Origin of the sequence: Streptococcus cristatus AS 1.3089 (assembly GCF_000385925.1) — a bacterium.
In the GTDB taxonomy this organism is placed as follows: domain Bacteria; phylum Bacillota; class Bacilli; order Lactobacillales; family Streptococcaceae; genus Streptococcus; species Streptococcus cristatus_B.
This window is the reverse complement of the sequence record NC_021175.1, coordinates 823518-848044: the sequence shown is the minus strand read 5'-3', so window position 1 is coordinate 848044 and position 24527 is coordinate 823518. Positions and strand designations below refer to the sequence as shown.

Genomic DNA, 24527 nt, shown 5'->3' with positions numbered 1-24527 from the left:
CTCCTTTATGCAGAGGTTAATTTCTTGTGCAAGTAAGAACCGAGTTTGCGGGCTCCAAAGTTGAAAATCAAGATGAAAATCAGAAGCACCGCTGCTGATCCTGCTGACACCACAGTTCCATCAGGAATGGTTCCTTCACTATTGACCTTCCAGATATGGACGGCAAGCGTCTCCGCCTGCCGGAAAATCGAAATCGGGCTGGTAATGCTGAAAATGTTCCAATTAGACCAATCCAGAGCTGGCGCAGATTGCCCAGCAGTATAGATCAAGGCAGCTGCTTCACCGAAAATCCGACCAGAAGCAAGGACAATCCCTGTCACAATCCCTGGCAGAGCCTCTGGAATGACCACATGCAGTACCGTTTCCCAGCGGGAAATTCCGAGAGCCAGTCCTGCTTCACGCTGTGTATGGTGAACGTGGCGTAAGCTGTCCTCGACATTCCGAGTCATCTGAGGCAGATTAAAGACTGTTAGAGCCAAAGCACCAGAGATGATAGAAAAACCATACTCAAACTGGACAACGAAAATCAAATAGCCAAAGAGTCCGACTACCACAGATGGCAGAGAGGACAGGATTTCAATACAGGTACGGACAAAATTGGTCACCGGACCTTTTTTAGCGTACTCAGCCAAGTAGACACCCGCTCCCATCGAAAGGGGAACAGAGATAATCAGAGTAATCACCAGCAGGAAGAAGGAATTATAGAGCTGAATCCCAATACCCCCGCCAGCTTGATAAGAAGAAGATTTTCTAGTCAGAAAAGACCAAGAAATGTGCGGCAATCCTCTTACCAGAATATAAAGAATCAGAGAGGCAAGGATAGCAACAATGATACCAGCTATCGTGTAGAGGATACCAGTCGCCAATTTATCTAATTTCTTAGCGTGCATAGTTTTTCTTACCTCTTTCTTTTGTAATCAGTTTAATAACACTGTTAAAGGCCAGACTCATCAACAGCAAGACCAGAGCCAGAGACCAGAGAACGTTATTATCTACTGTTCCCATAACGGTATTTCCAATTCCCATAGTCAAGACAGAGGTCAGTGTTGCTGCTGGTGTTGTCAAAGAGGTTGGAATCACCGCAGAGTTCCCGACAACCATCTGGATAGCCAAGGCCTCACCGAAGGCACGCGCCATTCCAAAGACCACAGCTGTAAAGATACCGGAACGAGCAGCCTTGAGTGTTACCCGCCAAATAGTTTGCCAGCGTGTTGCACCCATAGCCAGGCTTGCTTCACGGTAGTGACGTGGCACAGCACGCAGACTGTCCGTCGTCATAAAGGTTACTGTCGGCAAAATCATAACAAAGAGTACGAAAATTCCAGACAAAATCCCAAATCCGGTACCGCCAAAAACAGTCCGAACAAAAGGAACCACAACCTGCAAGCCGATAAATCCGTACACAACAGACGGAATTCCAACCAAGAGCTCAATCGCAGGCTGAAGAATCTTGGCCCCTTTAGGCGACACTTCAGTCATAAAGACGGCTGCTCCAATAGCAAATGGCGTTGCAATCAATGCTGACAAAATCGTAACAATGAAAGACCCCAAGATCATGGGCAGAGCACCGAATTCCTTACCTGACGGATTCCAAGTGGAGCCAAACAAAAATTCAAATACATTGACTCCGTTGACAAAGAAGGTCGATAAGCCCTTTTGCGCCACGAAGATTAAAATCATGGCTACAATCAGTACGATTAAAGACAGGCAGGCAAAGGTGATATATTTACCAAATTTTTCCAGACGAGAGTTTTTCGAAGGGGATAGTAATTTTTTTGCTAATTCTTCATTTCTCATTTGCTATCTCCTTTTAAGTTCGTAACATTTCCATCAGCGTCCTTGCTGACCTGCATTTCCTTGATGGAAATATATCCCATTCCTGAGACGATTCCATCCTGAACTTCATCTGACAACATGTAGTCCAAAAACTCTGCTGCCAAGCCCTGAGGCTTACCAAGAGTATACATATGCTCATAAGACCAGAGTGGCCAAGCATTGGTCGCAACATTTTTGGCCGTTGGCTCGTAGCCATTGAGCTTCAAAGTCTTAACAGAATCATCCACATAAGCAAAGGCAAGATAAGAAATGGCTCCCGGCGTTTGGGAAACAATGGACTTAACCATCCCATTTGAATCCTGCTCCTGACTTTGAACGGCTGATTTACCATTCATGATGACACTGTCAAACGTAGCTCGAGAACCAGAACTTGCCGCACGGTTGATGATGGAAATCTCTAGGTTTTTCCCACCCAGCTGCTTCCAGTTGGTCACTTCACCGGTAAAAATCTTCTGCAGTTGCTCCGCCGTTAAATTATCGACAGACACTTCTTTATTGACAATCACGGCAATTCCAGCGACTGCTACTTTGTGATCAACAAGGGCTGAAGCATCAATTCCTTCTTTTTCCTCAGCAAACACATCTGAGTTGCCAATTTCAACCGCACCAGACTGAACCTGAGACAAGCCAGTACCTGATCCGCCACCTTGAACATTGACTGTTTTTCCAATATTGGCTGAACCAAACTCATCCGCGGCTGCTTCAACAAGCGGCTGAAGAGCCGTCGAACCAACGGCAGTCATGGACTCCCCTCGGTCAATCCAGCTGGAGCAGGCAGACAGGCTGACTGCAAATAGGACTAGAAGCACTGACAAAATCAGCTTATATTTTTTCTTCACCATTTTTCTCCTCGAAATCTTGAGAATGATAGTGGAATGTCTATTTGAAAAAACTGAAAATCCCACTATATCCACTATAACATAGAAAGAGGGCTTTGCCTAGTCTTTTGAACGAAAGCGAAGCCCTTTAGGGAAATAATTTTTCAAGGTATTTCCAGTAATTTTTGCAAAGCCCAGACCATTGCCTTGGGCAAGCACTTGATACCAGCCATTTGGATAGTTTTGAGATAGTTTAACCGTCTCGCCTGCTACATATTTGCTAAAGGCCTCATCGTCAATCTCAAGGACTGAGACGACTTCACTAGGTCTCAAGGCCAAACCTAAGGCAAAGCTCGGTTCAAAGCGATTTTTCTTAAATTCACCCAGATGCAGGCCATTGCGAGCGATTTTCAGTTTGGATATGTCTGGCAATCCGACTGGCAGCAGATATAGATTGTCCCCAAATGTCTCTAAATGTCCTTCTAGATCAATTTTTAGATGCTTTTTCTGGAAATCCTGCCAGAGTTTTCTTTGCTCAGCTGTCAATTTATTTTTGGCAGCCTTGATTTTTTTAGCAGACTGACTTCCTGTAAAGCGAAATTTCGCTACAAATTGTCCTTCTCCTTTGAAATGGTGGGGATACATACGAGCTGTTTCTGGAAAATCAATCCCTGCCACCATGCCATTGACTTTTGGTATTTCAAGCAATTCCAAAGGAAAATTCTCTAAAAGCCAAGCGACAATTTCTTCATTTTCTTCAGGTGCCCAGGTGCAGGTCGAATAGACCAGCTGCCCGCCCGTTGCTAACATCTTGATAGCGTCCTCTAGAATTTCTTGCTGAAGACGCGCACACTGAGCCGGATATTCAGGACTCCAATACTGGGTAGCATCTGGCTGTTTGCGAAACATCCCTTCGCCAGAGCAAGGAGCATCCAGAACAATGAGGTCAAAATAGCCCTGATAAACCTTAGCTAATCTATCGGCAGATTCGTTGGTGACAAGGACATTTCGCGCTCCAAACCGCTCAATGTTTTCTACCAAGATTTTACTTCGTTTGGCATTGATTTCGTTAGAAACCAGCAAACCTGTGTTTTCCAGATAAGAGAGTAAATGGGTAGATTTTCCGCCTGGTGCAGCCGCTAAGTCCAAAACTTTCATGCCCTTTTGTGGTGCTGCAACCTGGGCAACCATTTGCGCAGCTGGCTCCTGAGAATAGACTAGACCTGTGACGTGTTCTACTGACTTACCTGACACTTTTCCATAATAGCCCCAATCTGTGTTTGGGATAGCAGCCGCAAATTCTTTCTGAGTTTCTTTTAAAGGATTGCTTCGAAAGGCTGAAATCGGCTCTTGATCAAAAGTCGCAAAAAAAGCTTCTGCTTCCTGACCCAAGAGCTCCCTATACTTTTCCTTAAAACCTACTGGAAAGTCCATACTAGCCTTTTCCCTTTCGTAAATACTCTTGTAATTCGTCCAACTTGCACTTTGGTGCAATCATAATCGGTTCCTGAGTCTGAAAATTCGGCTGATTGCCATCTAGGGTCTGAATGACAAAGCCCAGTTTATCAGCCATCACGTAGGCAGCTGCGTAGTCCCAAGGCCAATTATAAGAGAAATAGGCCGCTAAACCACCCGCCAAAGCCTTTCCAAAACTAATCCCAGCGCTGCCATAGACACGCACGCCTAGGCAAGCACGAGATAAGTCAGCCAGTCCCCACTGATTATGCTCTAGCATACAGGCATTTGAAGCGATCAAATATTGCTGCAAGGGCTTATCGATAAAAGCAGACAACTTTCTGTCATTGCAGTAAACATCAAAAGCCCCGCCTCCATGAAAAAGCTGGTCTCTTGTCACATCGTAGATCAAACCGAACTTGCCCTGCCCATTTTCAAAATAAGCCAACATAATAGCAAAATCAGCTCGCTGGGTAATGAAATTATTTGTGCCATCAATGGGATCAATCACCCAGACATTGCCATCCGTGATGTCGTGCCGCAGGTCATTTTCCTCGGCCAAAATCGCGTCGTTCGGATACTGAGTTAAAATTTTCCCGACCAGGTCATCCTGGATGATCCGATCCATTTGAGTCACCAAGTCAGTCGGACTGCTCTTTTGTAGGACATCCAAGTCATCATAGAGATGCTCCCTTAAAAAAGCTCCTGCCTGATAAACTATTTCTTTCGCAAAATGAAATTTATTTTCCAAGAGAAATCATTCCTTTCCCTTTCCTTTTTGCCTCCTGAACAGCCCGATAAAGAGAATAGCCACTGACCGTCTCAAACTCACGGCCGAGTCGCTTCTCTTCTCCCTTACTGGGAACAACTTTCTTGAAAACTGCATAGGACTGGAGCAGTTTCTCCGCTTGAATCTTCTGTTCATAGGCTTGCTCTACATCATTAAAAAAAGAAAGCACTGAAGCAAGCTCTTCAGTGCTCCACGATAAGTCTAGTGGGTAACTATAATTTTTTCCATATTTTAAATATCAGCACGCATAGTTGCGGCTCTGAGTTCTTCTTTCCGATAGCCTCTAGGCAAGAAAGCACGGATTTCATCTTCGTTGAAGCCGATTTGCATTCGTTTACCATCCAGGATAATTGGGCGACGCAAAAGACTAGGATTTTCCTCAATCAGCTTAATGAGCGTTGAAATCGATAAATCCTCTACATCTAAATCTAGTTTTTGAAAAATTTTTGAGCGGGTTGAGATGATGTCATCAGTGCCATTTTCTGTCAATGAAAGAATGTGTTGCAATTCTGGAGCAGACAGAGGGCTCGTCATGATATTGTGCTCCGTAAATGGAACTTCATGACTAATCAACCAAGCACGCGCCTTGCGACAGGAAGTGCAGCTAGGCGATAAAAATAGTGTAATCATGCTGTTCTCTTCTTATTTTTATATAGTAACTAACTCTATTATACTAAATTTTATCTCTCTTGACTAGATATTTTTAAGAATCGGATTGAAATACTAAGAAAAATATCAAGAACTGACATTTATTCCGAACATTCCCAGTTTCTTGCCACTTCTTCATCACTCTTTAACTGAGCAACCAGTTCTTCAATACCATCAAATTTAACCATATCACGAATCTTGTCCAGCCAGATAATCCGAATCGTATCGCCATAGATTTCCTCCGCAAAGTCAAATAGATTGGCCTCAAACCGAAGTTCATCTCCTTCAAAGGTTACATTTTTGCCAACACTAGCCATTCCTCGATAAATCTTGCCATTGTGCTCAACATCTACCACATAGACGCCATCTGCTGGCAAAATCACGCGATCCAAAGGGGCTAGATTGGCCGTTGGATAGCCAATGGTGCGCCCTCTAGCATTGCCATGAACCACAATGCCCCGCGTAGAGAGAGGATAGCCTAATAGCTGATGCGCCTTGGCAACATCACCAGTTTGGATGGTCTCTCTAATCCGAGTAGAAGAGATTTTTTCCTCATCTTGATTGACTGATGAAACGATGACAATCTGACCATCGAAATAGTCTGCAAGCTCCTCTGCCTTTCTCTTGTCAGATCCAAAATGGTAATCAAAACCTGCTACAACTGCCTTTGCTTTAAGCGCAGCAACGTACTTATCAAAAAATTCTTGGGCCGTGTTCTTAGAAAAATGGCTAGTAAAGTCAATCAAGTAAAGGTAGTCCACACCCAAATTTTCTAAGTGAGCAGCGCGTTCCTCCGGATGATTCAAATGCAACATCAACTCTGGCTGATAGCGGACAAAAGCTAATTTTGGTGACTCAGGAAAGGTCAGTACAGCAATCTTCAGTCCTTGCTCTTCTGCGATTTTCCTTGCTTCCTTAAAAAGTGTCTGATGTCCCTTATGCAGGCCGTCAAAATAGCCCAGAACCAAGACTGTATCTTCTTCCTGATTTATCTCTAATTCATTATTTATTCGTCTTATTTTCATCATTTTTCTATTTTACTATGTATCCGCTTTTTTACAACAAATTAAATCTAAGAAAAAGAACTTCTATCGCTCCAAGAAAACACCTTGCTATCTCTAACAAAGTGTCTCTATCAATATCGCAAAAACTATGAAACTACACTGGTTACTGACGATCATCATAGCCGTTTGGATGACTGGAATGCCATTTCCAAGCGGTTTCGATAATGGTTTCGATATTGTCAAATTTCGGCTGCCAGCCCAAAACTTTTCTCGCTTTCTCAGAGGAAGCAATCAGCGTATCCGGATCCCCTGGGCGCCGCTCTGCTATTTCCAAAGGAATAGGATGTCCGGTCACCTTGCGAGCTGCTTCTACGATCTGCAGGTTGGAAAAACCAGTCGAAGAGCCAAGGTTAAAGGCATCCGAAGGTTGACCAGCACGCAGATGCTCAACAGCCAGAATATGGGCATCAGCCAAGTCGAAAGGATGGACATAATCGCGGACATTGGTCCCGTCTGGAGTATCGTAATCATCGCCAAAGACAGCAATCTTCTCGCGTTTGCCCTGAGCCACCTGAAGTACAATTGGCAAGAGATGGGTTTCAGGTCCGTGATCCTCACCGATTGAGCCGTCGGGCTTGGCACCGGCTACATTGAAATAACGCAGGGCCACAAACTTGATGCCATAGGCCTGGTCTGCCCAGCGCATAATGGTCTCCATCATAAGCTTGCTCTCACCATAAGGATTAATCGGCTTTTGCGGAGTCGTTTCCAGAATTGGAACTTCCTCAGGAATGCCATAAGTCGCTGCTGTCGAAGAAAAGACAATGTTTTTAACGCCGCATTCCTGCATGACCTCCAAAAGAGAAACCATGCCGGCTGTGTTATTATCAAAATACTTGAGCGGGTCCACCATGGACTCTGCGACCAGTGAAAAGGCAGCAAAGTGAATGACTGCATCGATGGATGGATGCTTAGCAAAGACATCACGCATAAAGTCCTTGTCCGCCAAATCCCCCTCATAAAAGACTGCCTGAGGATGGACGGCTGCGCGATGACCAGTCACCAAATTATCAACGACGACTACCTCTTCCTTGCCTGCTGCTACCAGACGATCTACCATGTGCGAGCCGATATAGCCAGCTCCACCTAATACTAAAATTGCCATGTTTCTCCCTTTCTTGTCTTGATTTATACTTTAACTATTTTATCAAAAATAAGGACAAATGAAAACTCTTGCTACAATTATTCTTCTTCCAAACCAACAGATCGGACAAAGCGCATGAAAGCCTCCTGCCCTTCCTCTGTTCGCTTGTAGACTCCCGCATCTTCCAGTACTCGGCTGAAAATTTGTCCAACCGAGGCCTGAACTACTCCTTCCACCGTCTCAACGGTAACATCTGGATTCTGCTCTTTGAGTTGATTGGCCCACTCCTGATGATAGGCAGCAACTTGACAGTCTTCTCCTAGCAAGAAAAGCTCCACCTGCTTGAGTTCTTCCTTAAGCCGAGGCGGGAGAATAGCCAGTCCCATAACCTCAATCAGACCGATATTTTCTTTCTTAATATGCTGCACATCCCTATGAGGATGATAAATGCCGTCAGGATGTTTTTGTGAAGTTTGATTGTCCCGCAAGACCAAGTCTAGCTCAAAAAATCTATTTTTCCTGCGGGCAATCGGTGTGATGGTATGGTGCGGCTCACCCTCAGACTCTGCCAAAATCTGCACACTAAGATCAGAATAAGTCCGCCAAGCTTGCAAAATCTTGTCAGCCAACTTGATTAACTGTTCCTTCTTCTCAGACCTCAGACGAATGACGGACATGGGCCATTTGACAATGCCTGCTTCCACCTCTTCAAATCCGCTAAAAGTAAAGCTGCAATCCAGCTCTGCTATTTCCATAGGGAAAGTATGACGTCCGCCCTGATAGTGGTCGTGGGTCAGGATAGAGCCGCCAACAATAGGCAGGTCGGCGTTGGAGCCAGTGAAATAACCCGGAAAGGTCTCAACGATGTCCAGCAAGCGCTCAAAGGTCAGCCGACTGATAGCCATAGGAAGGTGCTGGCTGTGCAGAAAGATGCAATGCTCGTTAAAGTAGGCATAGGGCGAATACTGGAAGCCCCACTCCTGTCCAGCCAAGTCAAAGCGAATAATCCGATGGTTGGCGCGGGCTGGATGGTCCAAGCGACCTTGGTAACCTTCATTTTCCATGCAAAGCTGGCAGGCTGGATAATGACTATTCTTAGCCTTTTTAGCTGCCGCAATTTCCTTTGGATCCTTTTCTGGCTTAGAGAGATTGATGGTGATTTCCAAATCTCCATAGGCAGTCGGTGCTTTGAAAGCAATGTTTTTAGCAATAGCCTTGACCTTGATATAGTCATTTTTTTGACTAAGCTGGTAGAAATCAGCGACAGCTTGCTCGGGATTAGAGGCATAAGTCGTCCAGAAGTCCCGATTGAGCTGGCTAGGGGGAGGGGTGATTAAGTTCATGAGCTCAGCTCCCAGTATATCCTGCTCAGCCAGAGTATCACCAATCTTCCCATTCTTCACAGCCACAGCTACCAAGTCATCCTTAAGATCAATTAGCTGCTCAGCCTCTGTCTCCTGCTCAGCCACTGACTCTCCGACTAAAGCCATGATACGATTGCTCAGATAGATGGTGTCCATTTCCTCAAAAGTGCTATTGTCAATCACTGCTGATACAAAAGCGTTCAGTAACTTCTTGGACATAGATTTTCCTTTCTCTTGCTAGTAAAGAGAGTGGGACAGAAATCGATAATTCGTTAGAATTCGATTTCGTCGTCCCACCTCCGCACAGTTGAGTAGGGCTGTAAAAGCTGATGAAATCAGCGTAATAGAGCCCACTCAACCACTGCGTCTTGCTCGACAATCCAAAGACAATTGAGAGGCTAGGACTTTTGCCCAGACTCAAGTTCCTTTTCTGTGAATTAGTCCAGCACTCGGCTTCCGCCAGCTACTTCTGCAATGTAAAAGCTAGGGGCATAGCCGACGACTTCTTGATACTTGCGGCCAACATTTTCTTTGAAAGATTCCACCGCATCCTTAGCAACTAAAGCAATGGCGCAGCCACCGAAGCCTGCTCCGGTCATACGAGCCCCTAGAACACCTTCTTGCTCCCAGGCCGTATGAACCAAGGTGTCCAGCTCTAGACCAGTCACTTCATAGTCATGTTCCAAAGAAACATGAGACGCATTCATGAGACGACCAAACTTGTCAAGATCGCCTGCCTGCAAAGCTGTACTCGCTTGCAAAGTGCGCTGATTTTCCAAAACAGCATGGCGAGCCCGTTTGAGGCGATTTTCGTCCTCTATCAGATAGCTATACTCATCAAAGGACCACTCATCCAACTCGCCCAAGGTTGCGATAGACAGTTTACGGTTCAGTTCTTCAACAGCTTTTTCGCACTCCGCCCGACGCTCATTGTACTTAGAATCCGCCAACTCACGACGCTTGTTGGTATTCATAATCACTACGACATTGTCCTGGAGATCAAGCGGCACCAAGTCATATTCGAGAGTATCGGTGTCTAAGTAAATAGCCCGCTGGTCAGCACCCATCCCGATAGCAAACTGATCCATGATGCCAGAATTAACCCCGATAAATTCATTCTCAGTTAATTTACCAATTTTCACTAGGTCTAGACGTTCCAACTGCAAATCAAAGAGTTTCTCAGCAATGACACCCGTCAAAAGCTCTAGAGATGCAGAAGAAGACAAGCCCGATCCGTTGGGAATATTTCCATAAACATAGACATCCATGCCTCGGTCAATTGTATGGCCTGCCTCCTGCACAAAATGCAGAACTCCTTTCGGATAGTTGGTCCAGTTATGCTCAGGCTCAAAGTGCAGGTTTTCCAGCGACATTTCAATAATCCCTTTTTCTTCAAAATTCCCTGAGAAGAATCGCAAGATCTGGTCGTCCCGCTTGCGAGCCGCTCCATAAGTTCCTAGAGAAATCGCAGCAGGAAAAACATGGCCGCCGTTATAGTCCGTATGCTCACCAATCAGATTGATCCGACCGGGTGAAAAGAAAGTGTGGTCCGCTTCTACTCCAAAAATCTTGGCAAAATCTGCGCGGATTTGCTCTACTGAAATGACATTTGACATAAGCTAAACTCCTTTAAAATGAATGATCGACATTGTAATCGTTTTTTTGATTTTATTATAACTTTTTACGAGTAAAACTTCAATAAATTTAGTAAATTTTACTTAATAAAATAATTGGGTAATATTTACTAAATTTCTCTTTGTTATTTACTTGTTTTTGAGGTATAATAGCCCATATAAGATAAATAGGAGAAAAAAATGGCTACGATTAAAGATATCGCCCAGGCTGCCGGGGTCTCTCCCGCTACGGTCTCCCGCGTACTCAACTACGACCCAGCCATGTCGGTCAGTGATGGCACTCGTAAAAAGATTTTTGACATCGCTGAGCAGCTAAACTATAAAAAATCAAGAAAAAGGAAGCCAAGCAAGACTCAGACCTACCGTATTGGGCTCATTGAATGGTACACTGAGCAGGAAGAGCTCGATGACCTTTACTACTACTCTATTCGCTTGGGTATTAGAAAAAAAACCCAGGAATTGGGCTATGAGATTCTCAGAATGTTTCAAAATGATTCTCTTGATCAATTAAAAGACATTGATGGCTTGATTGCCATCGGCAAATTCAGCCCAGCTCAAATTCAACAGCTGGAGCAGTACAGCAACCACTTAGTTTTTGTCGACAGTGATACGCTTAATGCAGGTCACAGCTGTGTGACTGTTGATTTTGAGAATGCTGTAAGGAAGGTTCTTGAGCACTTCATAAATGCTGGTTTTGACCAGATTGGCATGATTGCTGGGCAAGAAAGAACCTCTGACCAGGCTAGCCTCATCAGTGACCCTCGTCTTACGAGCTTCCAGCAGTATCTATCTGACAAAGGAATCTTTCAAGCTGACTTGGTTAAGGTAGGCAGCTTTTCTTCGGAATCAGGCTATCAGATGATGACAGAGCTCCTTAGCGAGCACAAGGACAAGCTGCCATCCGCATTCTTCATCTCTAGCGATGCTTTGGCTATTGGTGCCTTGCGGGCTCTGCAAGAACACGGAATTCATGTTCCTCAAGATGTCAGCATTATTTCATTTAATGATACCTCTATTGCTAAGTACATCTATCCCAGTCTCAGTACGGTCACCGTTTTTACAGAAGAAATGGGTAAACAGGCCCTGCATATTCTGGATCAAAGTTTAGCATCCGAAGAGGATTCCATTCCCTATATGGTCAAACTTTCTACCAAGCTGACCATTCGAGAAAGCAGTATTTAACAGAGAAAGAACGAATGAAAACCTACGAAAAATTGTTTACTATTCTCAGCCAAGCTGACGATTATGTCAACGGAGAAAGTCTGGCCCAGACATTGGGCATTTCCAGAACCTCCATTTGGAAGGCCATTCAGCGTTTGGAAAAAGAAGGAATCCAGATTGATTCCGTGAAAAACCGTGGCTATAAGCTCAAGGCGGGGGATTTACTAATCCCAGAAATCATTGAAAAGAAGGCACCTATCAAGGTTTCCTTCAACCCCAACTGCCAATCTACTCAGATAGATGCCAAAGCAGGTCTGGAAGCGGGTGGCGAGGCAAATACACTCTATCTGGCTGCTGCTCAATCAGCCGGCCGCGGTCGCTTCGGCCGAGACTTCTTCTCTCCAAAACAAGGCGGCTTCTATATGTCCCTCCATCTCAAGCCCAACCTGTCTTTTGATCAAATCCCTGCTTATACTCTCCTGACAGCTGGAGCCATCTATCAAGCTGTAAAAAATCTAACCCTCATAGACATAGATATCAAGTGGGTCAACGATATTTACTACAAGGATAAAAAAATCGCAGGTATTTTAACCGAGGCTACTACTTCAGTCGAGACAGGCTTAGTCACAGACATTATTATTGGGGTCGGGTTTAATTTTTGCGTTAATGATTTTCCAGAAGAATTGCAAGCTAAGGCAGGCTCACTCTTTACTGAGCAGCCTCCTGTCAGCAGAAATGAGCTGATTGCTGAAATCTGGAGATGTTTCTACGAAAGCGATCCCCAAGACTTGCTCTATCTTTACAAAAAGCACTCCCTAGTCCTAGGTCGACAAGTAAGTTTCCAGCAAAATAATCAAACCTATAAGGGAATTGCCCGAGAAATCTCGGACAGCGGCCAACTTCTAGTCCAGTTGGACAAGGGAGAAAGTATCTGGCTTAACAGTGGGGAAATTTCACTGACTAGCTGGTAGTTTGTATAAAATTGCATTCAAAAAGAGGCTGGGACAAAAGTCCTAGCCTCTCAATTGTCTTTGGATTGTCAAGCATTGAGTGGGCTCTACCACGCTGATTTCATCAGCTTTTACAGCCCTACTCAACTGTGCGAAGGTGGGACGACGAAATCGAATTCTAACGAATTATCGATTTCTGTCCCACTCTCTTTTCTGTATAGTCTTTCTTTCAAATATGCTATCGTTATTTAATCCCCAAAGCGATTCGAGCATAGCGACTCATCTTTTCAACTGTCCAAGCGGGATACCAAACTAATTTGACTTCTGTCTTAGTAACCTCTGGAACATCTGACATAGCATCATAGATCTGGTCGGTCAGAAGATCTGCCAGCGGGCATCCCATGGTTGTCAGGGTCATATCGATTTCCGTTTCCCCAGTGGTCTCGTCAAAACGGATTTCATAGATCAAGCCCAGATTGACAATATCAATCCCCAACTCTGGATCGATAACCTGCTCTAGAGCCTCCAAAATCCGTGTTTTAATCTTTTCAACTTCTTCAGGGCTGTATTTTTTTTCTGACATGCAATATCCTCCTTATAGATATAGCAGAAATTTCAAGTTAGCTCGAGGAGGCTTTTGTTTTCAGCTAGGATTGCCGACTTAAGGCTTCCTACTGAAAGATTTCTGCCCCTCGCTTCTCTTTATTTCTTAATCTTCGATAAAGTCTCTTAGTGGTTTGCTGCGGCTTGGATGGCGAAGTTTACGCAGAGCCTTGGCTTCAATCTGGCGAATCCGCTCGCGAGTGACATTGAAGACCTTGCCGACATCTTCCAGCGTCCGCATTTTTCCATCGTCCAGACCAAAGCGCAGACGTAAGACATTTTCCTCGCGGTCTGTCAGCGTATCCAAGACCTCATCCAGCTGCTCGCGGAGAACGACACGAGTTGTGTAGTCAACTGGATTTTCAATCACTTCATCTTCGATAAAGTCTCCCAGATGACTGTCATCTTCCTCACCGATAGGTGTTTCCAAAGAAACTGGCTCCTGAGCAATCTTGAGAATCTCACGAACCTTATCTGGTGTCATATCCATGCGCTCAGCGATTTGCTCTGGTGTTGGGTCTTGACCCAATTCCTGCAAGAGATTGCGTTGTTCGCGAACTAATTTGTTAATGGTTTCCACCATATGAACTGGAATCCGAATAGTCCGAGCTTGGTCAGCAATTGCACGAGTAATAGCCTGACGAATCCACCAAGTCGCATAAGTTGAAAACTTAAATCCTTTGGTGTAGTCAAACTTATCAACGGCCTTCATCAGTCCCATATTTCCTTCTTGAATCAAATCAAGGAACTGCATACCACGGCCAACATAACGCTTAGCAATGGAAACAACCAGACGAAGATTGGCCTCAGCCAGACGCTGCTTGGCTTCCAAGTCACCCTGCTCTACCAAGATTGCCAGTTCCTGTTCTTCTTCATTGCTGAGAAGCGGTACAACTCCGATTTCTTTCAGATACATGCGGACTGGGTCATTGACCTTGGCTGAATTGCTACCCAAGAGCTCTTCATCCGTCAACTCCGCTTCTTCCTCTTCAGTATTCAAGACACGCGCACTGGGATTTCCTTCCTTATCCGTGATAGAAATGCCCGCATCCTGAATGCGTTGCAGCAAATCCTCAATCCCATCAGCATCCAAAGTGAAAGGAATGACCAGTTGGTCATTGATTTCATCGTCTGTCGCTACACCTGTCTGCTTGTGATTGCGAATGAATTCTGCAATTTGAACGTCTAATGTTGTTACTTCTTTTTGTTTTGTAGCCATACCTACTCCATTCTTCTTTTTTGTGCGATTAAGCGCTCCACTTCTAATATAGCGGCATTCTCATCTCCAGTATGCAAAGCTTCTCGAACCTTTTTGCTAATCAGCTGATTATTCTTACGAAGCAATTCGCGTTCCCTAGTCAGCTCAACTTCTGCTAACTCTCCGTCTTCCATCTCCTCTGGCAAATCTTCCTCCAACATCCGATACCAAAGTTGCTGGACTCTTTCTGGTAATCTAGATAAATCCTGCGAAGTCACTTCACCATTGGCCAGTAAAAGCTCGTATAGCTCCTGCAGTTCCGCCGTATCAAAGGCAAAATCTGTACGAAGCCGGTAGCTATTTAAAACCAGCGGATTATGTACCATCCGATAGAGGATATGGATTTCTGCCTTTATCAGCCGTGATAGCTGTTTAGACAGCGGAAGATCTACCAGTACAGGTCTTCTTAGAGATTCCGACTGCTGCCCGCTTCGACTACTTCGTTCAGTCAAACGACTATTGTTAACCGTATTCTCTACCTGCTGGTAATCAAAATCTGGGAGTAACTCAGCCAACATATAAATATAGGAATTCTGAGCTGTAATAGATTGCGTCTGAGCAATAATTGGCGCCATTCGCTCCACAAATTCAATCTGAGCTTGCAAATTTTCAATATTATCCGGCTTGAGATAACGCAAAAGGAACTCTACATCACTAATTCGCGTTTTGGTCAGAAATTGTCGCAATTCCTCGGCAGAATTTTTTGCAATAAACTCATCGGGGTCCATATTGTCGGGAAAGGATACAATCTCTACCGACATATCCCCTAGCTCCTCTAAAGCCTTGGCTGTCGCAGCCTGACCAGCCCTGTCTCCATCATAAGTCAGAATGATTTTCTTGCAATACTTACGCAGATGCTGGACATGCTCAGGTGTCAGAGCTGTTCCCATAGATGCGACTGCATTTTCAACTCCAGCCCGATAGGCCGCAATCACATCCATGAAGCCCTCCATCAGATAGACCTCATGGCTCTTTTTAATCACCGGCTTGGCCTTATCCAGATGATAAAGCTCATAGCTTTTATTAAAAATAGGGGTGCTGCGACTATTCTTATACTTAGCAGTCTGCGAACCAGCCTCCGAATCTTGCCAGATCCGACCAGAAAAGGCGACAACCTGACCCTTGTCATTGGTCAAAGGAAACATAATCCGGTTCTGAAAAGCATCGTAGACAAGATTATTCTCTGCCAAATTAAAAAGACCCGAGTTCATGATAGTGGACTCATCAAACTTACCAGCCATACTCTTATGAAGATAGTTGCCTTCATTGGGAGCCAGCCCGATTTGAAAATGCTTAATGACTTCATCCGTCAGCCCACGCTGGTAGAGATAAGCGCGCGCTTCTTCTCCTATCTTGGTCGTCATCAGAACCGCATGATAAAACTTCGCTGCTTCTGTATGAATATCATAGAGCGCCTGATGCGGATGATCCTGTCTCGGTCGATCTGCGCTAGCTCTCTCCATACCTAATGAAATGCCCGCTCTGTCTGCGACAATCTGCACAGCATCCATAAAGGATACGCCTCGGTAGTCCTCAATAAACTTGAAAACATCCCCCGACTTGCCACATCCAAAGCAGTGATAGAACTGCTTGTCCTCTACAACATTGAAAGAGGGCGTCTTTTCGCCATGAAAGGGACAAAGTCCCAGAAAATTTCTCCCAGCCTTGGTCAAGGCTACTGTTTCTCCTATGACATCGACGATATTGACACTATTTTTTATTTCAGAAATCATTTCTTTATCCAATAGACAATACCTCCAATTTATCATAGAATATCACTCTATATTTTATAATAATTTGACGCAAATGTAAAACATTTGATAGGCAAATGACTTGAAATAATTGCTACTTTAAGCTATAATATAACCACAAATATTAAATTATTTTTTGAAAGGAAAAGAAAATGTTAAAGGATCTTAAAGAATTTTTGCTACGCGGTAACGTGATCGACTTGGCAGTCGGGGTTATCATTGCGAATGCTTTCGGAGCAATCGTCAACTCATTGATTACTGACGTTATCACTCCCCTCTTCCTCAACCCAATTTTGAAAGCTGCACAATTAGAGCAAATTTCTCAGTTGAAATGGAACGGAATAGCTTATGGTAACTTCTTGAGCGCTGTGATCAACTTCTTAGTAATCGGTACTGTTCTCTTCTTCATCGTTAAGTCTGCTGAAAAAGCACAAAGCCTTGCTAAAAAGAACGAAGAAGCTGCTGAAGAAGCACCAGCTGGACCAACAGAACTTGAAGTTCTACAAGAAATCAAGAGCTTGCTTGAAAAACAAAACTAATATCCAAACAGAGGCTGGGACAAAAGTCCTAGCCTCATTTTTTCTTTGGATTGTCGAGCAAGACGAAGTGGTTGAGTGGGCTCTATTACGCTTATTTCATCAGCTTTTACAGCCCTACTCAACTGTGCGGAAGTGGGACGACGAAATCGAATTCTAACGAATTACCGATTTCTGTCCCATTCTCTGTTTTATTATACACTTTCCATCCAAGAAAAAACAAGCCAAACCGGCTGCTTTCTCATTCTAGTTATTAGAATTTTTTACGTTTACGAGCTGCTTCTGATTTGCGTTTGCGTTTTACAGAAGGTTTTTCATAGAATTCACGTTTGCGTGTTTCTTGAAGAGTACCAGCTTTAGTAACCGCACGTTTGAAACGACGAAGAGCATCGTCAAGAGATTCATTCTTACGTACTACTGTTTTTGACATTTTTTTCACTCCCTTCAAGTCCAAGATCTATTCTATTCTACACGCAAAATGGATAAATGTCAAGGAAAAAACTGCCATAAGTATGTGTCTGAATTTTTGAGATTTCAAAAAAACATATTGAAGATGAGTAGAATAAAATAAGGCTAAACAATTTTACTTGCTCAGCCTTGACATCTACTAAAATTTCTGATAGTATTAATCTTACTGATAAACAAGCTCCAATTGTTTATCTTTATGAGAGGTACGTTGCTGCGTGCCTCTTTTTAACTATAAGAATATTATACACTAATACCTCTTACAAGTCAAGAATTTAAGCTGTTTTTAAGCGTTTTTCTAATTATTTTTTACCTTTTATTAAGAAATCGATCCCGTTCTCGATGCCTATGACCCTTCCATGAAGCATCAACCATCAGACCTAGACTCCGAGGAACTTTATTCATTTTTTCTTTTATCTTTGCACCGCTCATTCCTTCTGAGCGGTATTTTTCATACTCTTTTCTCCAATTCCCGAAAAACAGATCTCTTATCTGCTTATCTGATAACAATATGATATGCGACATCGTATCCGCATGTTCAATAGACCAATACATTCCTCGATTTTTCATTCGATAGCTAATTTTCCGGTGCTGGCTCTCCATAATCCCTAAGCTATCTATTTCTAGATTTCTTTGCTCAGGGCTAACAGCATATTGAAAGTTTAGTAAGAGCCTTTTCTTAAAACTTATAAAACTTTCAAATTTCTTTTCATCCTGGGTATTTAAAACTAGTGATTCTAGAGTATCAATGGCACTTTTAAGCTTCTTTCTACTGTTATTTTTGATTGCTTCAATAAAACGATCATAAAGCTCATTTGAATAAGAAGTGACTGACTTTTTTATTTCCTTATTCAAATGAAATCTATCCCAAAAATGCTCATGATTCTTTATTTTTAATCCTTTTGCTATTTCTTGGAAAATATAAGGTGTATAGCCATGTCCCATATCCGAATTTGTCACCAGCAAAGTATTTTGATTGATCTCAAAATGATTATAAATATAATCAACGACCTTCTCTCTAGCAACTCGATTATTTTGAGATACAATTTCTACCTTATTTTTTAGAATGGTTCTATTTCCTTTTCGCTCTGATCCTGTGTGAATCACAAAATGCGCTATATCTTTGTTCCTTCTTTCTTTTTCTTGTTCAGTGACCTTTATCCATAAGCCATCTCCTTCAAGATAAATGACGGGTGCTTCTATTTTTTTGATCATCTTACTTTCTTGATAAAAGCGATAATCTTCCTTTTCAGCTAGAAGCTCATCCGCCAATTGAATTGCCTTTAGCACGGTATCTTTAGTGATATACACTTGATACATAAGTTCAATTACTTCCACTACTTTCCGATAAGGCATCATTGTCGCCAATCTTGTAATTTGATAAAGCAACTCTTTTGAGTAAGCGGCTCGCTTTTCTAATCCCAGCTTTTCATCTACTGGGATCCTACACTTCCCTTTTTTATACCAGCGTTTCCTAGTAAATGTGACTTGGCCAAAAGTGAAGGTCACTGTTCTTTCAGCATAATTTACAAACTTATATCCTCTAGCACGCATAATCGGAGAGATATAGTTGTCATAATCACTTACAAATTTATGAAATCCTTCTAAGTTTTTCTCTTTAAATTTCTCAACAAAATCTCTTTCATCAATAATCTTCGTATCCAAACTAAAAATACTCCTGGACTAAAATAATCATACTAAGAAATTATAATTATTTTAGTCCAAGAGTTCAAATTTTTCTATTCCTAAATAAATAAAAGCCTGGTATAAAACCAGACTCAAGGTGGTTGTTAGGGTTATCACCTCACAACTAGTATAGCATATTTCACAACAAAAAGAATGAAGATTCTTTTATATTTGTGTTTATGTTTATAGTTATATTTATAATTATAAACCTTTCTCTTCTTTGAGATGGGGTTTTTGAGGAGATTCTTTTTCTGCCTTTTGCTTAAATTGCTCCAATTTCTCTGAGAATTTATCTGACTTTTTTATAAAGTCACCAGCTTTCTCATCATTGATAGCCCCTTCAAATCCTTTGTTTTTGAGATAGTTTTCATAGAATTTCTGCTCCGAGCGGAAATAATCAAACAAGGGCTGTCTGTTGTCTTGAACCTGAAACGCTTCAAGTGCTGAATAGTAAGTTGCCTTATTAAGATCATCTACAATTAGGGGTGTAAGACCTTCTTTCAAACACTGTTTATACAAAAGCAACCGACCTATGCGACCATTTCCATCCGCAAAGGGATGAATCCTTTCAAACTGTGCATGAAAGCTTGTTAAGTAATTCAAATCTTTCTGTTCTTTTAAGTCATAACCAAGCAGCAAAGAAAGCATCTCATCTTCAGTTTGTTCGACAGAAGCTGTCGCAATTTTTCCCACCTCATTTTGTAAAACTTTATAACGACCAACTGGAGCTATCGGGTTATGCTCCGAACTTGTTCCACTTTTTAGAATCCGATGCAGCGTTTTAATATAGTCCTCTGTCAGCGGCTCGTTAACGGTATCTAAGATATAATCAAAGCACTTGAAATGATTATTCATTTCTACCAGATCATCAATTTTGATTCCTTTAGCATCAATATTTGCGATTGTCTTTGTCTCATAAATTAAGCTAGTTTGTTCTTCTGTCAGACGACTCCCTTCGATTCGGTTAGAATTATAAGCAAAGCGTTTCTGTGTGATGTCATAAATACCACCATGTACTTTTCCTTCTCTCTCTGCCAAGAGTCTCGTGATTAAATCCATAATTTCTCCTTATCATAACCAGATATAATTATGTTTATAAATATAATTATATCTGGTTTATATTATAAACTCTCCAACCACTTATCAAGATAATCCGAGGCCGACTTTGCACCAGCTGCTTTAGCCACTTTATCCAGTTTCTCTCGATTGCTAGGTTTCAGAGTAAATTGAAACTGCTTCTTGCGCTCAAAGCTTTCAAACTCTACTGCGACCTTATTCGGAGTCTGATCAGGTTGGCTACTCGCTTCAATGATCTGTGATATTTCTTTTTCCTTAGGGGTAAATGCCATGATAATCTCCTTCTAATTATATTTATAATTGTATTTGTGTTTATAAATATAATTATATTGTATCATAAATTTTTGAAAAAGTATGCTCTAGCTCGTTAAAAAACTTTTTGTGTTTTTGATAAAGCTCAGGATTCTCCTTCATGTCCGCAATAGAAACCTTATCAATCGTTGAATGATTAAATAATTCTTTTGCTGGCACCATCCCTAGAAGGTTATCTACACCCTTTTCTTTAGCTTCCAGCCCTAAAGCCTCCAGCAATTCTCTGGATGAGCCATAGTTTGGCCGGATCATATTAGCTAGGAAATAAAGCTCTGCTGTAATATATGACTCTCTTGTGCGATAGTCAATCACATCCTTTCGAAACGCTTCTAACCGTGTAGAGAGATTGAACTTAGCGTTATAGCCAAACTCAGAAGGAGTCAGTGGACTGATGATAGCATGGCTAACAGCAACTGCATTTTTGGTTGCTGTCGCAAAATCTGGCCTGCAGTCAATCAGGATATAGTCAAACTGATCCAGCTGCTTCTTATCGTAGTTATCTTCTAACCAGAGATAAAGCAACATATTTTTCTTATCACTATTCTCCAGATCTCGCTCCACACTGTCCAGCTGAACTGAGCCTGGAATCAGACTAATATTTTCTTTGACTTGCTTAATATCCACGTTGCCTCCTTTAAAGGCATTAGCAATGGTATTCTTGCTCTCATAGATATTATAACACTGGGTCAAATTACACTGATGATCCAGGTCAATCAGCAGGACATTGTGCCCTTTCTTAGCCAACCACTCCCCATAATTAAAAGTTAAAGTAGTTTTTCCGACACCGCCTTTGATAGCGGCAAATGTGATAATCTTCATTTGATATCCTCCTCAAACTGATACTTAACAATCTTATTTTTCAAGCTTTCAATCAAAGCTATTTCTTCCCACTCTTTTTTAGTATGCTTTACTTTCCATAGCGGAACAAATCCAAATAACAATAACCTACCAACATAGAGCGTATCGTCTTCGGTGTCTTCGGTGTCTTCGGTACCTTCTAGCCAATGACATAACAGGTCACTTTTAACGGTAGCTACAATCTCACAAGAAATACATTCAGCAGGCGAGAAATATTCTGCAATAAGTAAATTTAAAATTCTATACCATAGTTCTTCATAATTTTCAAAGACATATTTCCAAAAATAGTCACCTTTTAGACGATCTCCTCTCCAGCCCCAAAATCGTATTTTCTTTTCCATAAGTCGAACCTCGATTGCCATTGTGCGACTTTTTGAAAACTCAAAAACGATTATGTTCTCATTACCTTTCTCTAGGCTACCATCAAAATAAACAATCCCTAATAATTTCAAGGATTCCTTAAGATTCCCCTCTTTGGCAACATTCTCAACTTGGTTTTGAAAACCATAAGCGTCAAAAATATCCATCGTCTTCCTCCTGTTTTTCTATATTTCCATTATATCATTATAATTATATTTGTCAATATAATTATAATGATATTTATAAATATTTTACAATAAATTTTCTCGCTCCTTGCGTTGCTCTACATTCTTTTCAATGTCCTGGTGTAATTTGTAATCTTTTGTGATAGCTTCTACTCTTTGGTGCAAAGCCTGCCGCTCGAAGGTTGCCTCTTTGACAAGTTTATCAATTTCTGCTTTGCGAGTGCTAGGATCCACTTTAAAATCTTTCAAAATAGATTCAGCTAATTTTACTTCCTGGGAATTTCTTGACTCCAGACCAAGGAAGGCCGCCTGAATTTTATTTAGATCACCCAAGCGTCGATCTAATTTATCAAGCATCTTATCTACCTCCTCTAGTTCCTCTTCAAATCGATTCAGCAATTCATCAAATTGCTGTCCTTCGGTTACACCATGAGCAGATAAATAATTATACTCACGGACAAGCTGATCCAAACTTGAGATTTTAGGATTCTTACGGACAATCATTTCTCCATTATCATAAGACAGCTGGGAAGCAACTGTTTCTCCTTTCATGTACCTGTTCTTATCCGCATGTTCCGGATTAACGAAATAATAGAAATCATTCTTCCGGATGAAAATTTCATAAGAACCATCTTCCACTTTCTCGACCTGATGAGCAGGAATGAGAATAGTTCCCTTATTCCTGAGCCCAAATTCCATTTCAATATAAATGCCATTCTTGGTTTCTTCCATCACCTGCCATTCTTCAACTGTGATTTTCATTTCAAAATCATCGTCTCGCTCTGCGACCATTTTTTCATATTCAGATTTAATTTCATCGACAGAGAAGGTCACCTCGTTAGCAACAACTCTCTCAGAAATTTTCTCCAAAGAATAATTTCCCTTTTTTGACAAAGTACGATCACGGACATTTCTAGTTTGGTCCCGATCAGCCAACCGGTATTTTACTTCTTTGCCTGTCGTATCAGGAATAAGATCTAAAGCCTGGGCTTTGAGTTTAAAATCCTCAAGAGAAGTTGATTGTTGCAAAAGAAAATCCAATCGAGATTTAATCTCATAACGAAAAGAATTTTTAGTGCGGTAAGCATGATAGGATTTTCGATTCGTCCATAATTGCTCTTTTAGAATTTTTGCTCCAGCCAAATCCGCATACTTATCTGAAATATTCTCTAAACTTTTTTTCGTTCCTTTCTGCCAGCGAAATTTATTTAAGGTTACAGAATTAGTAGAATTGAAAATGATGTGATTATGAATGTGCCCCTTGTCCATGTGAGTCGCAATGACAAATTCATGTTGACCACCAGTCAATTCTAAAATCGTTTTGCGGCCAATCTCATGAATTTCTTGCGGACTCAAATCGTCTTCCGGAGAAAATGATTGGATGATATGATGAGCCAAAACTCGATTCGGATTTTGAATATCGGATAATTCTTTTGTTCCTCTTCGCTGAGCCGCATTCTTTTTTGTCAAAAGAAATTCTTCTGTCGCTGTACTGGCATCTGTGATGCCATAAGTAGAAACAAGCTGCTTGACCACCCGTCCATCTTTGACGACTGCTGGAAATTCTAGATGATCATCTTGTTCTAAGAGACTCGTTTTCGATGGATTCTCAATATAGCGTAAAGCGTTGGTCAAACTTTTTATATCGGTCAGCTCGACTGTTTTTGCTTCGTCCTCGATGTATTTTGTAGAGCGCCCCAAAGAAGCCACTCCTTTTATCTGCAGGACTTTTGTTACAACCATCTGTCTTGTTCCTTTGTTTGATTTTCTTGTTTCTGAATAAATTGATTGACTGTAGCTTTCAAATCTTTTTGTAGTTCAAGAATCTGACTCAGCTCCTCTAAGCTAACCTGGTCATCTTCATTGACCTTTTTTGCAATCTGATTTACATTAACCCCTATTCGATGAATGGCCTGACGTAATTCTTTTAATTCGTCAAATTTTAAAATTTTGACTTCACCCATAATCAACATGATTCGGGCAAAAGAATTAAAGTTTGCCATTCCAGATTCTGAAACTTTAGTCGAAATGAATCGAGCCTCTTCCTCTGTTAGCCTAATCAGCTTTTGAACTGACCTTTTACGTTTTTCTCCATTTTCCAAAACTATACACCTCTATTCTGGCATTTTTTGACTGAGGGGCTAGGCCCCTTTTCTTCTGGCAAGCATAGCACTTGGATATCCAATTGCTTTTTTTTAAAAAGGTCAGAGATGGTCAGCTCCTAAAACTGACCATTCTTGACTTTTTAAATTTTTGGGGAAATCCCCAATCCCCTAATCCCTGTAAGCAGGTAATTTTTATATCACGAGGAAAAGTTCATTTAATCATTTTAAAGTTTGAAGCAGAAAATCTATATCGTTTGCTGGCTCCATTTTAAGAATTTCATCCCTTAGTTTTGCGAATACTTCATCACTCATCCCCTCAATTTCTTGAAGTGCAACTGGATAACTTTCTGCTTCTTCTAGTTCATAGTTTGATTTGATCCGCATATCTCTACGAAGAATGTAGAGACATTCTTTGCGAGAAATGTGCTGGTTCACCTCATCAATTTTTGGTGAATCTGTCTCACTATTCTCAAAGAATATATCCATCAAAATATCAAAGGTTTCTTGTTTTAGATTTTCAATCATCT

General features: G+C 41.8%; 26 protein-coding genes. 3 read left to right on the top strand and 23 right to left on the bottom strand.

Annotation, left to right across the window (positions count from 1 at the left end):
* Positions 1–5 precede the first annotated feature (5 nt).
* From pstA to I872_RS04025, 11 genes are all read right to left on the bottom strand, one after another.
* Positions 6–890, bottom strand: coding sequence for a phosphate ABC transporter permease PstA (gene pstA, locus I872_RS04075; RefSeq protein WP_015604881.1), 885 nt, complete (start codon positions 888–890; stop codon positions 6–8).
* Positions 880–1797 carry a phosphate ABC transporter permease subunit PstC gene (gene pstC / locus I872_RS04070; protein ID WP_015604880.1) on the bottom strand — a complete coding sequence of 306 codons (918 nt, stop codon included), beginning with the start codon at positions 1795–1797 and terminating at the stop codon, positions 880–882. The genes pstA and pstC overlap by 11 nt, the downstream gene beginning before the upstream one ends.
* Complete coding sequence (locus tag I872_RS04065) at positions 1794–2678, bottom strand: phosphate ABC transporter substrate-binding protein PstS family protein (protein WP_041826793.1); 885 nt, start codon at positions 2676–2678, stop codon at positions 1794–1796. The genes pstC and I872_RS04065 overlap by 4 nt, the downstream gene beginning before the upstream one ends.
* Before the next feature lie 96 nt (positions 2679–2774).
* Entirely contained in the window at positions 2775–4088 is a 1314-nt protein-coding gene (locus tag I872_RS04060; RefSeq protein ID WP_015604878.1) for an RsmF rRNA methyltransferase first C-terminal domain-containing protein, read from the bottom strand.
* A 1-nt stretch (position 4089) separates the two neighbouring features.
* Positions 4090–4860 (bottom strand): inositol monophosphatase family protein, encoded by a 771-nt coding sequence (locus tag I872_RS04055; protein ID WP_015604877.1) that lies wholly within the window; start codon positions 4858–4860, stop codon positions 4090–4092.
* Positions 4850–5068: a UPF0223 family protein gene (locus I872_RS04050; RefSeq protein ID WP_015604876.1), complete on the bottom strand. Its 219-nt coding sequence runs from the start codon at positions 5066–5068 to the stop codon at positions 4850–4852. The genes I872_RS04055 and I872_RS04050 overlap by 11 nt, the downstream gene beginning before the upstream one ends.
* A gap of 62 nt (positions 5069–5130) precedes the next feature.
* A complete protein-coding gene (locus I872_RS04045) occupies positions 5131–5529 on the bottom strand; it encodes a Spx/MgsR family RNA polymerase-binding regulatory protein (RefSeq protein WP_015604875.1) in 399 nt (132 codons plus the stop codon).
* A gap of 119 nt (positions 5530–5648) precedes the next feature.
* A complete protein-coding gene (locus I872_RS04040; RefSeq protein WP_015604874.1) occupies positions 5649–6572 on the bottom strand; it encodes a bifunctional riboflavin kinase/FAD synthetase in 924 nt (307 codons plus the stop codon).
* A gap of 142 nt (positions 6573–6714) precedes the next feature.
* Positions 6715–7716 carry a UDP-glucose 4-epimerase GalE gene (galE, locus tag I872_RS04035; RefSeq protein WP_015604873.1) on the bottom strand — a complete coding sequence of 334 codons (1002 nt, stop codon included), beginning with the start codon at positions 7714–7716 and terminating at the stop codon, positions 6715–6717.
* A gap of 77 nt (positions 7717–7793) precedes the next feature.
* Positions 7794–9278, bottom strand: coding sequence for a UDP-glucose--hexose-1-phosphate uridylyltransferase (gene galT / locus I872_RS04030; RefSeq protein WP_015604872.1), 1485 nt, complete (start codon positions 9276–9278; stop codon positions 7794–7796).
* Positions 9279–9496: 218 nt separating this feature from the next.
* Positions 9497–10675 carry a galactokinase gene (locus tag I872_RS04025; protein ID WP_015604871.1) on the bottom strand — a complete coding sequence of 393 codons (1179 nt, stop codon included), beginning with the start codon at positions 10673–10675 and terminating at the stop codon, positions 9497–9499.
* A gap of 198 nt (positions 10676–10873) precedes the next feature.
* On the opposite strand from I872_RS04025, the gene I872_RS04020 reads away from it, so the two are divergent.
* A complete protein-coding gene (locus tag I872_RS04020; protein WP_015604870.1) occupies positions 10874–11875 on the top strand; it encodes a LacI family DNA-binding transcriptional regulator in 1002 nt (333 codons plus the stop codon).
* A 14-nt stretch (positions 11876–11889) separates the two neighbouring features.
* Entirely contained in the window at positions 11890–12825 is a 936-nt protein-coding gene (gene birA / locus I872_RS04015) for a bifunctional biotin--[acetyl-CoA-carboxylase] ligase/biotin operon repressor BirA (RefSeq protein WP_015604869.1), read from the top strand.
* Between the two features lie 223 nt (positions 12826–13048).
* Here birA and I872_RS04010 read toward each other — a convergent pair whose 3' ends face one another.
* The 3 genes from I872_RS04010 to dnaG form a co-directional block, all read right to left on the bottom strand.
* Positions 13049–13387, bottom strand: coding sequence for a metal-sulfur cluster assembly factor (locus I872_RS04010; RefSeq protein ID WP_015604868.1), 339 nt, complete (start codon positions 13385–13387; stop codon positions 13049–13051).
* Between the two features lie 126 nt (positions 13388–13513).
* Complete coding sequence (gene rpoD / locus I872_RS04005) at positions 13514–14626, bottom strand: RNA polymerase sigma factor RpoD (protein ID WP_002895944.1); 1113 nt, start codon at positions 14624–14626, stop codon at positions 13514–13516.
* Positions 14627–14628: 2 nt separating this feature from the next.
* The gene (gene dnaG, locus I872_RS04000; RefSeq protein ID WP_041826791.1) at positions 14629–16434 is read right to left on the bottom strand and encodes a DNA primase; all 1806 of its coding nucleotides are present in this window, start codon (positions 16432–16434) and stop codon (positions 14629–14631) included.
* 134 nt (positions 16435–16568) lie between these two features.
* On the opposite strand from dnaG, the gene mscL reads away from it, so the two are divergent.
* The gene (gene mscL, locus I872_RS03995) at positions 16569–16955 is read left to right on the top strand and encodes a large conductance mechanosensitive channel protein MscL (protein ID WP_015604866.1); all 387 of its coding nucleotides are present in this window, start codon (positions 16569–16571) and stop codon (positions 16953–16955) included.
* Between the two features lie 250 nt (positions 16956–17205).
* Here mscL and rpsU read toward each other — a convergent pair whose 3' ends face one another.
* The 9 genes from rpsU to I872_RS03950 all read right to left on the bottom strand — a co-directional run bounded on the left by rpsU (position 17206) and on the right by I872_RS03950 (position 24525).
* A complete protein-coding gene (rpsU, locus tag I872_RS03990) occupies positions 17206–17382 on the bottom strand; it encodes a 30S ribosomal protein S21 (RefSeq protein ID WP_000048054.1) in 177 nt (58 codons plus the stop codon).
* Between the two features lie 344 nt (positions 17383–17726).
* The gene (locus tag I872_RS03985) at positions 17727–19082 is read right to left on the bottom strand and encodes an ISLre2 family transposase (protein ID WP_015604864.1); all 1356 of its coding nucleotides are present in this window, start codon (positions 19080–19082) and stop codon (positions 17727–17729) included.
* 222 nt (positions 19083–19304) lie between these two features.
* Positions 19305–20162 carry a Fic family protein gene (locus I872_RS03980; protein ID WP_015604863.1) on the bottom strand — a complete coding sequence of 286 codons (858 nt, stop codon included), beginning with the start codon at positions 20160–20162 and terminating at the stop codon, positions 19305–19307.
* A 62-nt stretch (positions 20163–20224) separates the two neighbouring features.
* Positions 20225–20452, bottom strand: a complete 228-nt coding sequence (locus I872_RS03975; RefSeq protein WP_015604862.1) for a hypothetical protein — start codon at positions 20450–20452, stop codon at positions 20225–20227.
* 52 nt (positions 20453–20504) lie between these two features.
* On the bottom strand, positions 20505–21311 hold the full coding sequence (locus I872_RS03970) for a ParA family protein (RefSeq protein ID WP_015604861.1): 807 nt from the start codon (positions 21309–21311) through the stop codon (positions 20505–20507).
* A complete protein-coding gene (locus I872_RS03965) occupies positions 21308–21877 on the bottom strand; it encodes a hypothetical protein (RefSeq protein ID WP_015604860.1) in 570 nt (189 codons plus the stop codon). Before I872_RS03965 ends, I872_RS03970 begins: the two co-directional genes overlap by 4 nt.
* Before the next feature lie 84 nt (positions 21878–21961).
* Positions 21962–23638: a helical hairpin domain-containing protein gene (locus I872_RS03960; protein ID WP_015604859.1), complete on the bottom strand. Its 1677-nt coding sequence runs from the start codon at positions 23636–23638 to the stop codon at positions 21962–21964.
* On the bottom strand, positions 23629–23997 hold the full coding sequence (locus I872_RS03955; protein ID WP_015604858.1) for a plasmid mobilization protein: 369 nt from the start codon (positions 23995–23997) through the stop codon (positions 23629–23631). The genes I872_RS03960 and I872_RS03955 overlap by 10 nt, the downstream gene beginning before the upstream one ends.
* Positions 23998–24219: 222 nt before the next feature.
* The gene (locus tag I872_RS03950; protein ID WP_015604857.1) at positions 24220–24525 is read right to left on the bottom strand and encodes a hypothetical protein; all 306 of its coding nucleotides are present in this window, start codon (positions 24523–24525) and stop codon (positions 24220–24222) included.
* Between the last annotated feature and the right edge of the window lie 2 nt (positions 24526–24527).

Bases quoted from the DNA above. Each gene is read 5' to 3' on its own strand.
- pstA (WP_015604881.1), bottom strand. From the start codon at position 890: ATGCACGCTAAGAAATTAGATAAATTGGCGACTGGTATCCTCTACACG.
- pstC (WP_015604880.1), bottom strand. From the start codon at position 1,797: ATGAGAAATGAAGAATTAGCAAAAAAATTACTATCCCCTTCGAAAAAC.
- I872_RS04065 (WP_041826793.1), bottom strand. From the start codon at position 2,678: ATGGTGAAGAAAAAATATAAGCTGATTTTGTCAGTGCTTCTAGTCCTA.
- I872_RS04060 (WP_015604878.1), bottom strand. From the start codon at position 4,088: ATGGACTTTCCAGTAGGTTTTAAGGAAAAGTATAGGGAGCTCTTGGGT.
- I872_RS04045 (WP_015604875.1), bottom strand. From the start codon at position 5,529: ATGATTACACTATTTTTATCGCCTAGCTGCACTTCCTGTCGCAAGGCG.
- I872_RS04040 (WP_015604874.1), bottom strand. From the start codon at position 6,572: ATGAAAATAAGACGAATAAATAATGAATTAGAGATAAATCAGGAAGAA.
- galE (WP_015604873.1), bottom strand. From the start codon at position 7,716: ATGGCAATTTTAGTATTAGGTGGAGCTGGCTATATCGGCTCGCACATG.
- galT (WP_015604872.1), bottom strand. From the start codon at position 9,278: ATGTCCAAGAAGTTACTGAACGCTTTTGTATCAGCAGTGATTGACAAT.
- I872_RS04025 (WP_015604871.1), bottom strand. From the start codon at position 10,675: ATGTCAAATGTCATTTCAGTAGAGCAAATCCGCGCAGATTTTGCCAAG.
- I872_RS04020 (WP_015604870.1), top strand. From the start codon at position 10,874: ATGGCTACGATTAAAGATATCGCCCAGGCTGCCGGGGTCTCTCCCGCT.
- birA (WP_015604869.1), top strand. From the start codon at position 11,890: ATGAAAACCTACGAAAAATTGTTTACTATTCTCAGCCAAGCTGACGAT.
- I872_RS04010 (WP_015604868.1), bottom strand. From the start codon at position 13,387: ATGTCAGAAAAAAAATACAGCCCTGAAGAAGTTGAAAAGATTAAAACA.
- rpoD (WP_002895944.1), bottom strand. From the start codon at position 14,626: ATGGCTACAAAACAAAAAGAAGTAACAACATTAGACGTTCAAATTGCA.
- dnaG (WP_041826791.1), bottom strand. From the start codon at position 16,434: ATGATAAATTGGAGGTATTGTCTATTGGATAAAGAAATGATTTCTGAA.
- mscL (WP_015604866.1), top strand. From the start codon at position 16,569: ATGTTAAAGGATCTTAAAGAATTTTTGCTACGCGGTAACGTGATCGAC.
- rpsU (WP_000048054.1), bottom strand. From the start codon at position 17,382: ATGTCAAAAACAGTAGTACGTAAGAATGAATCTCTTGACGATGCTCTT.
- I872_RS03980 (WP_015604863.1), bottom strand. From the start codon at position 20,162: ATGGATTTAATCACGAGACTCTTGGCAGAGAGAGAAGGAAAAGTACAT.
- I872_RS03975 (WP_015604862.1), bottom strand. From the start codon at position 20,452: ATGGCATTTACCCCTAAGGAAAAAGAAATATCACAGATCATTGAAGCG.
- I872_RS03970 (WP_015604861.1), bottom strand. From the start codon at position 21,311: ATGAAGATTATCACATTTGCCGCTATCAAAGGCGGTGTCGGAAAAACT.
- I872_RS03965 (WP_015604860.1), bottom strand. From the start codon at position 21,877: ATGGATATTTTTGACGCTTATGGTTTTCAAAACCAAGTTGAGAATGTT.
- I872_RS03960 (WP_015604859.1), bottom strand. From the start codon at position 23,638: ATGGTTGTAACAAAAGTCCTGCAGATAAAAGGAGTGGCTTCTTTGGGG.
- I872_RS03950 (WP_015604857.1), bottom strand. From the start codon at position 24,525: ATGATTGAAAATCTAAAACAAGAAACCTTTGATATTTTGATGGATATA.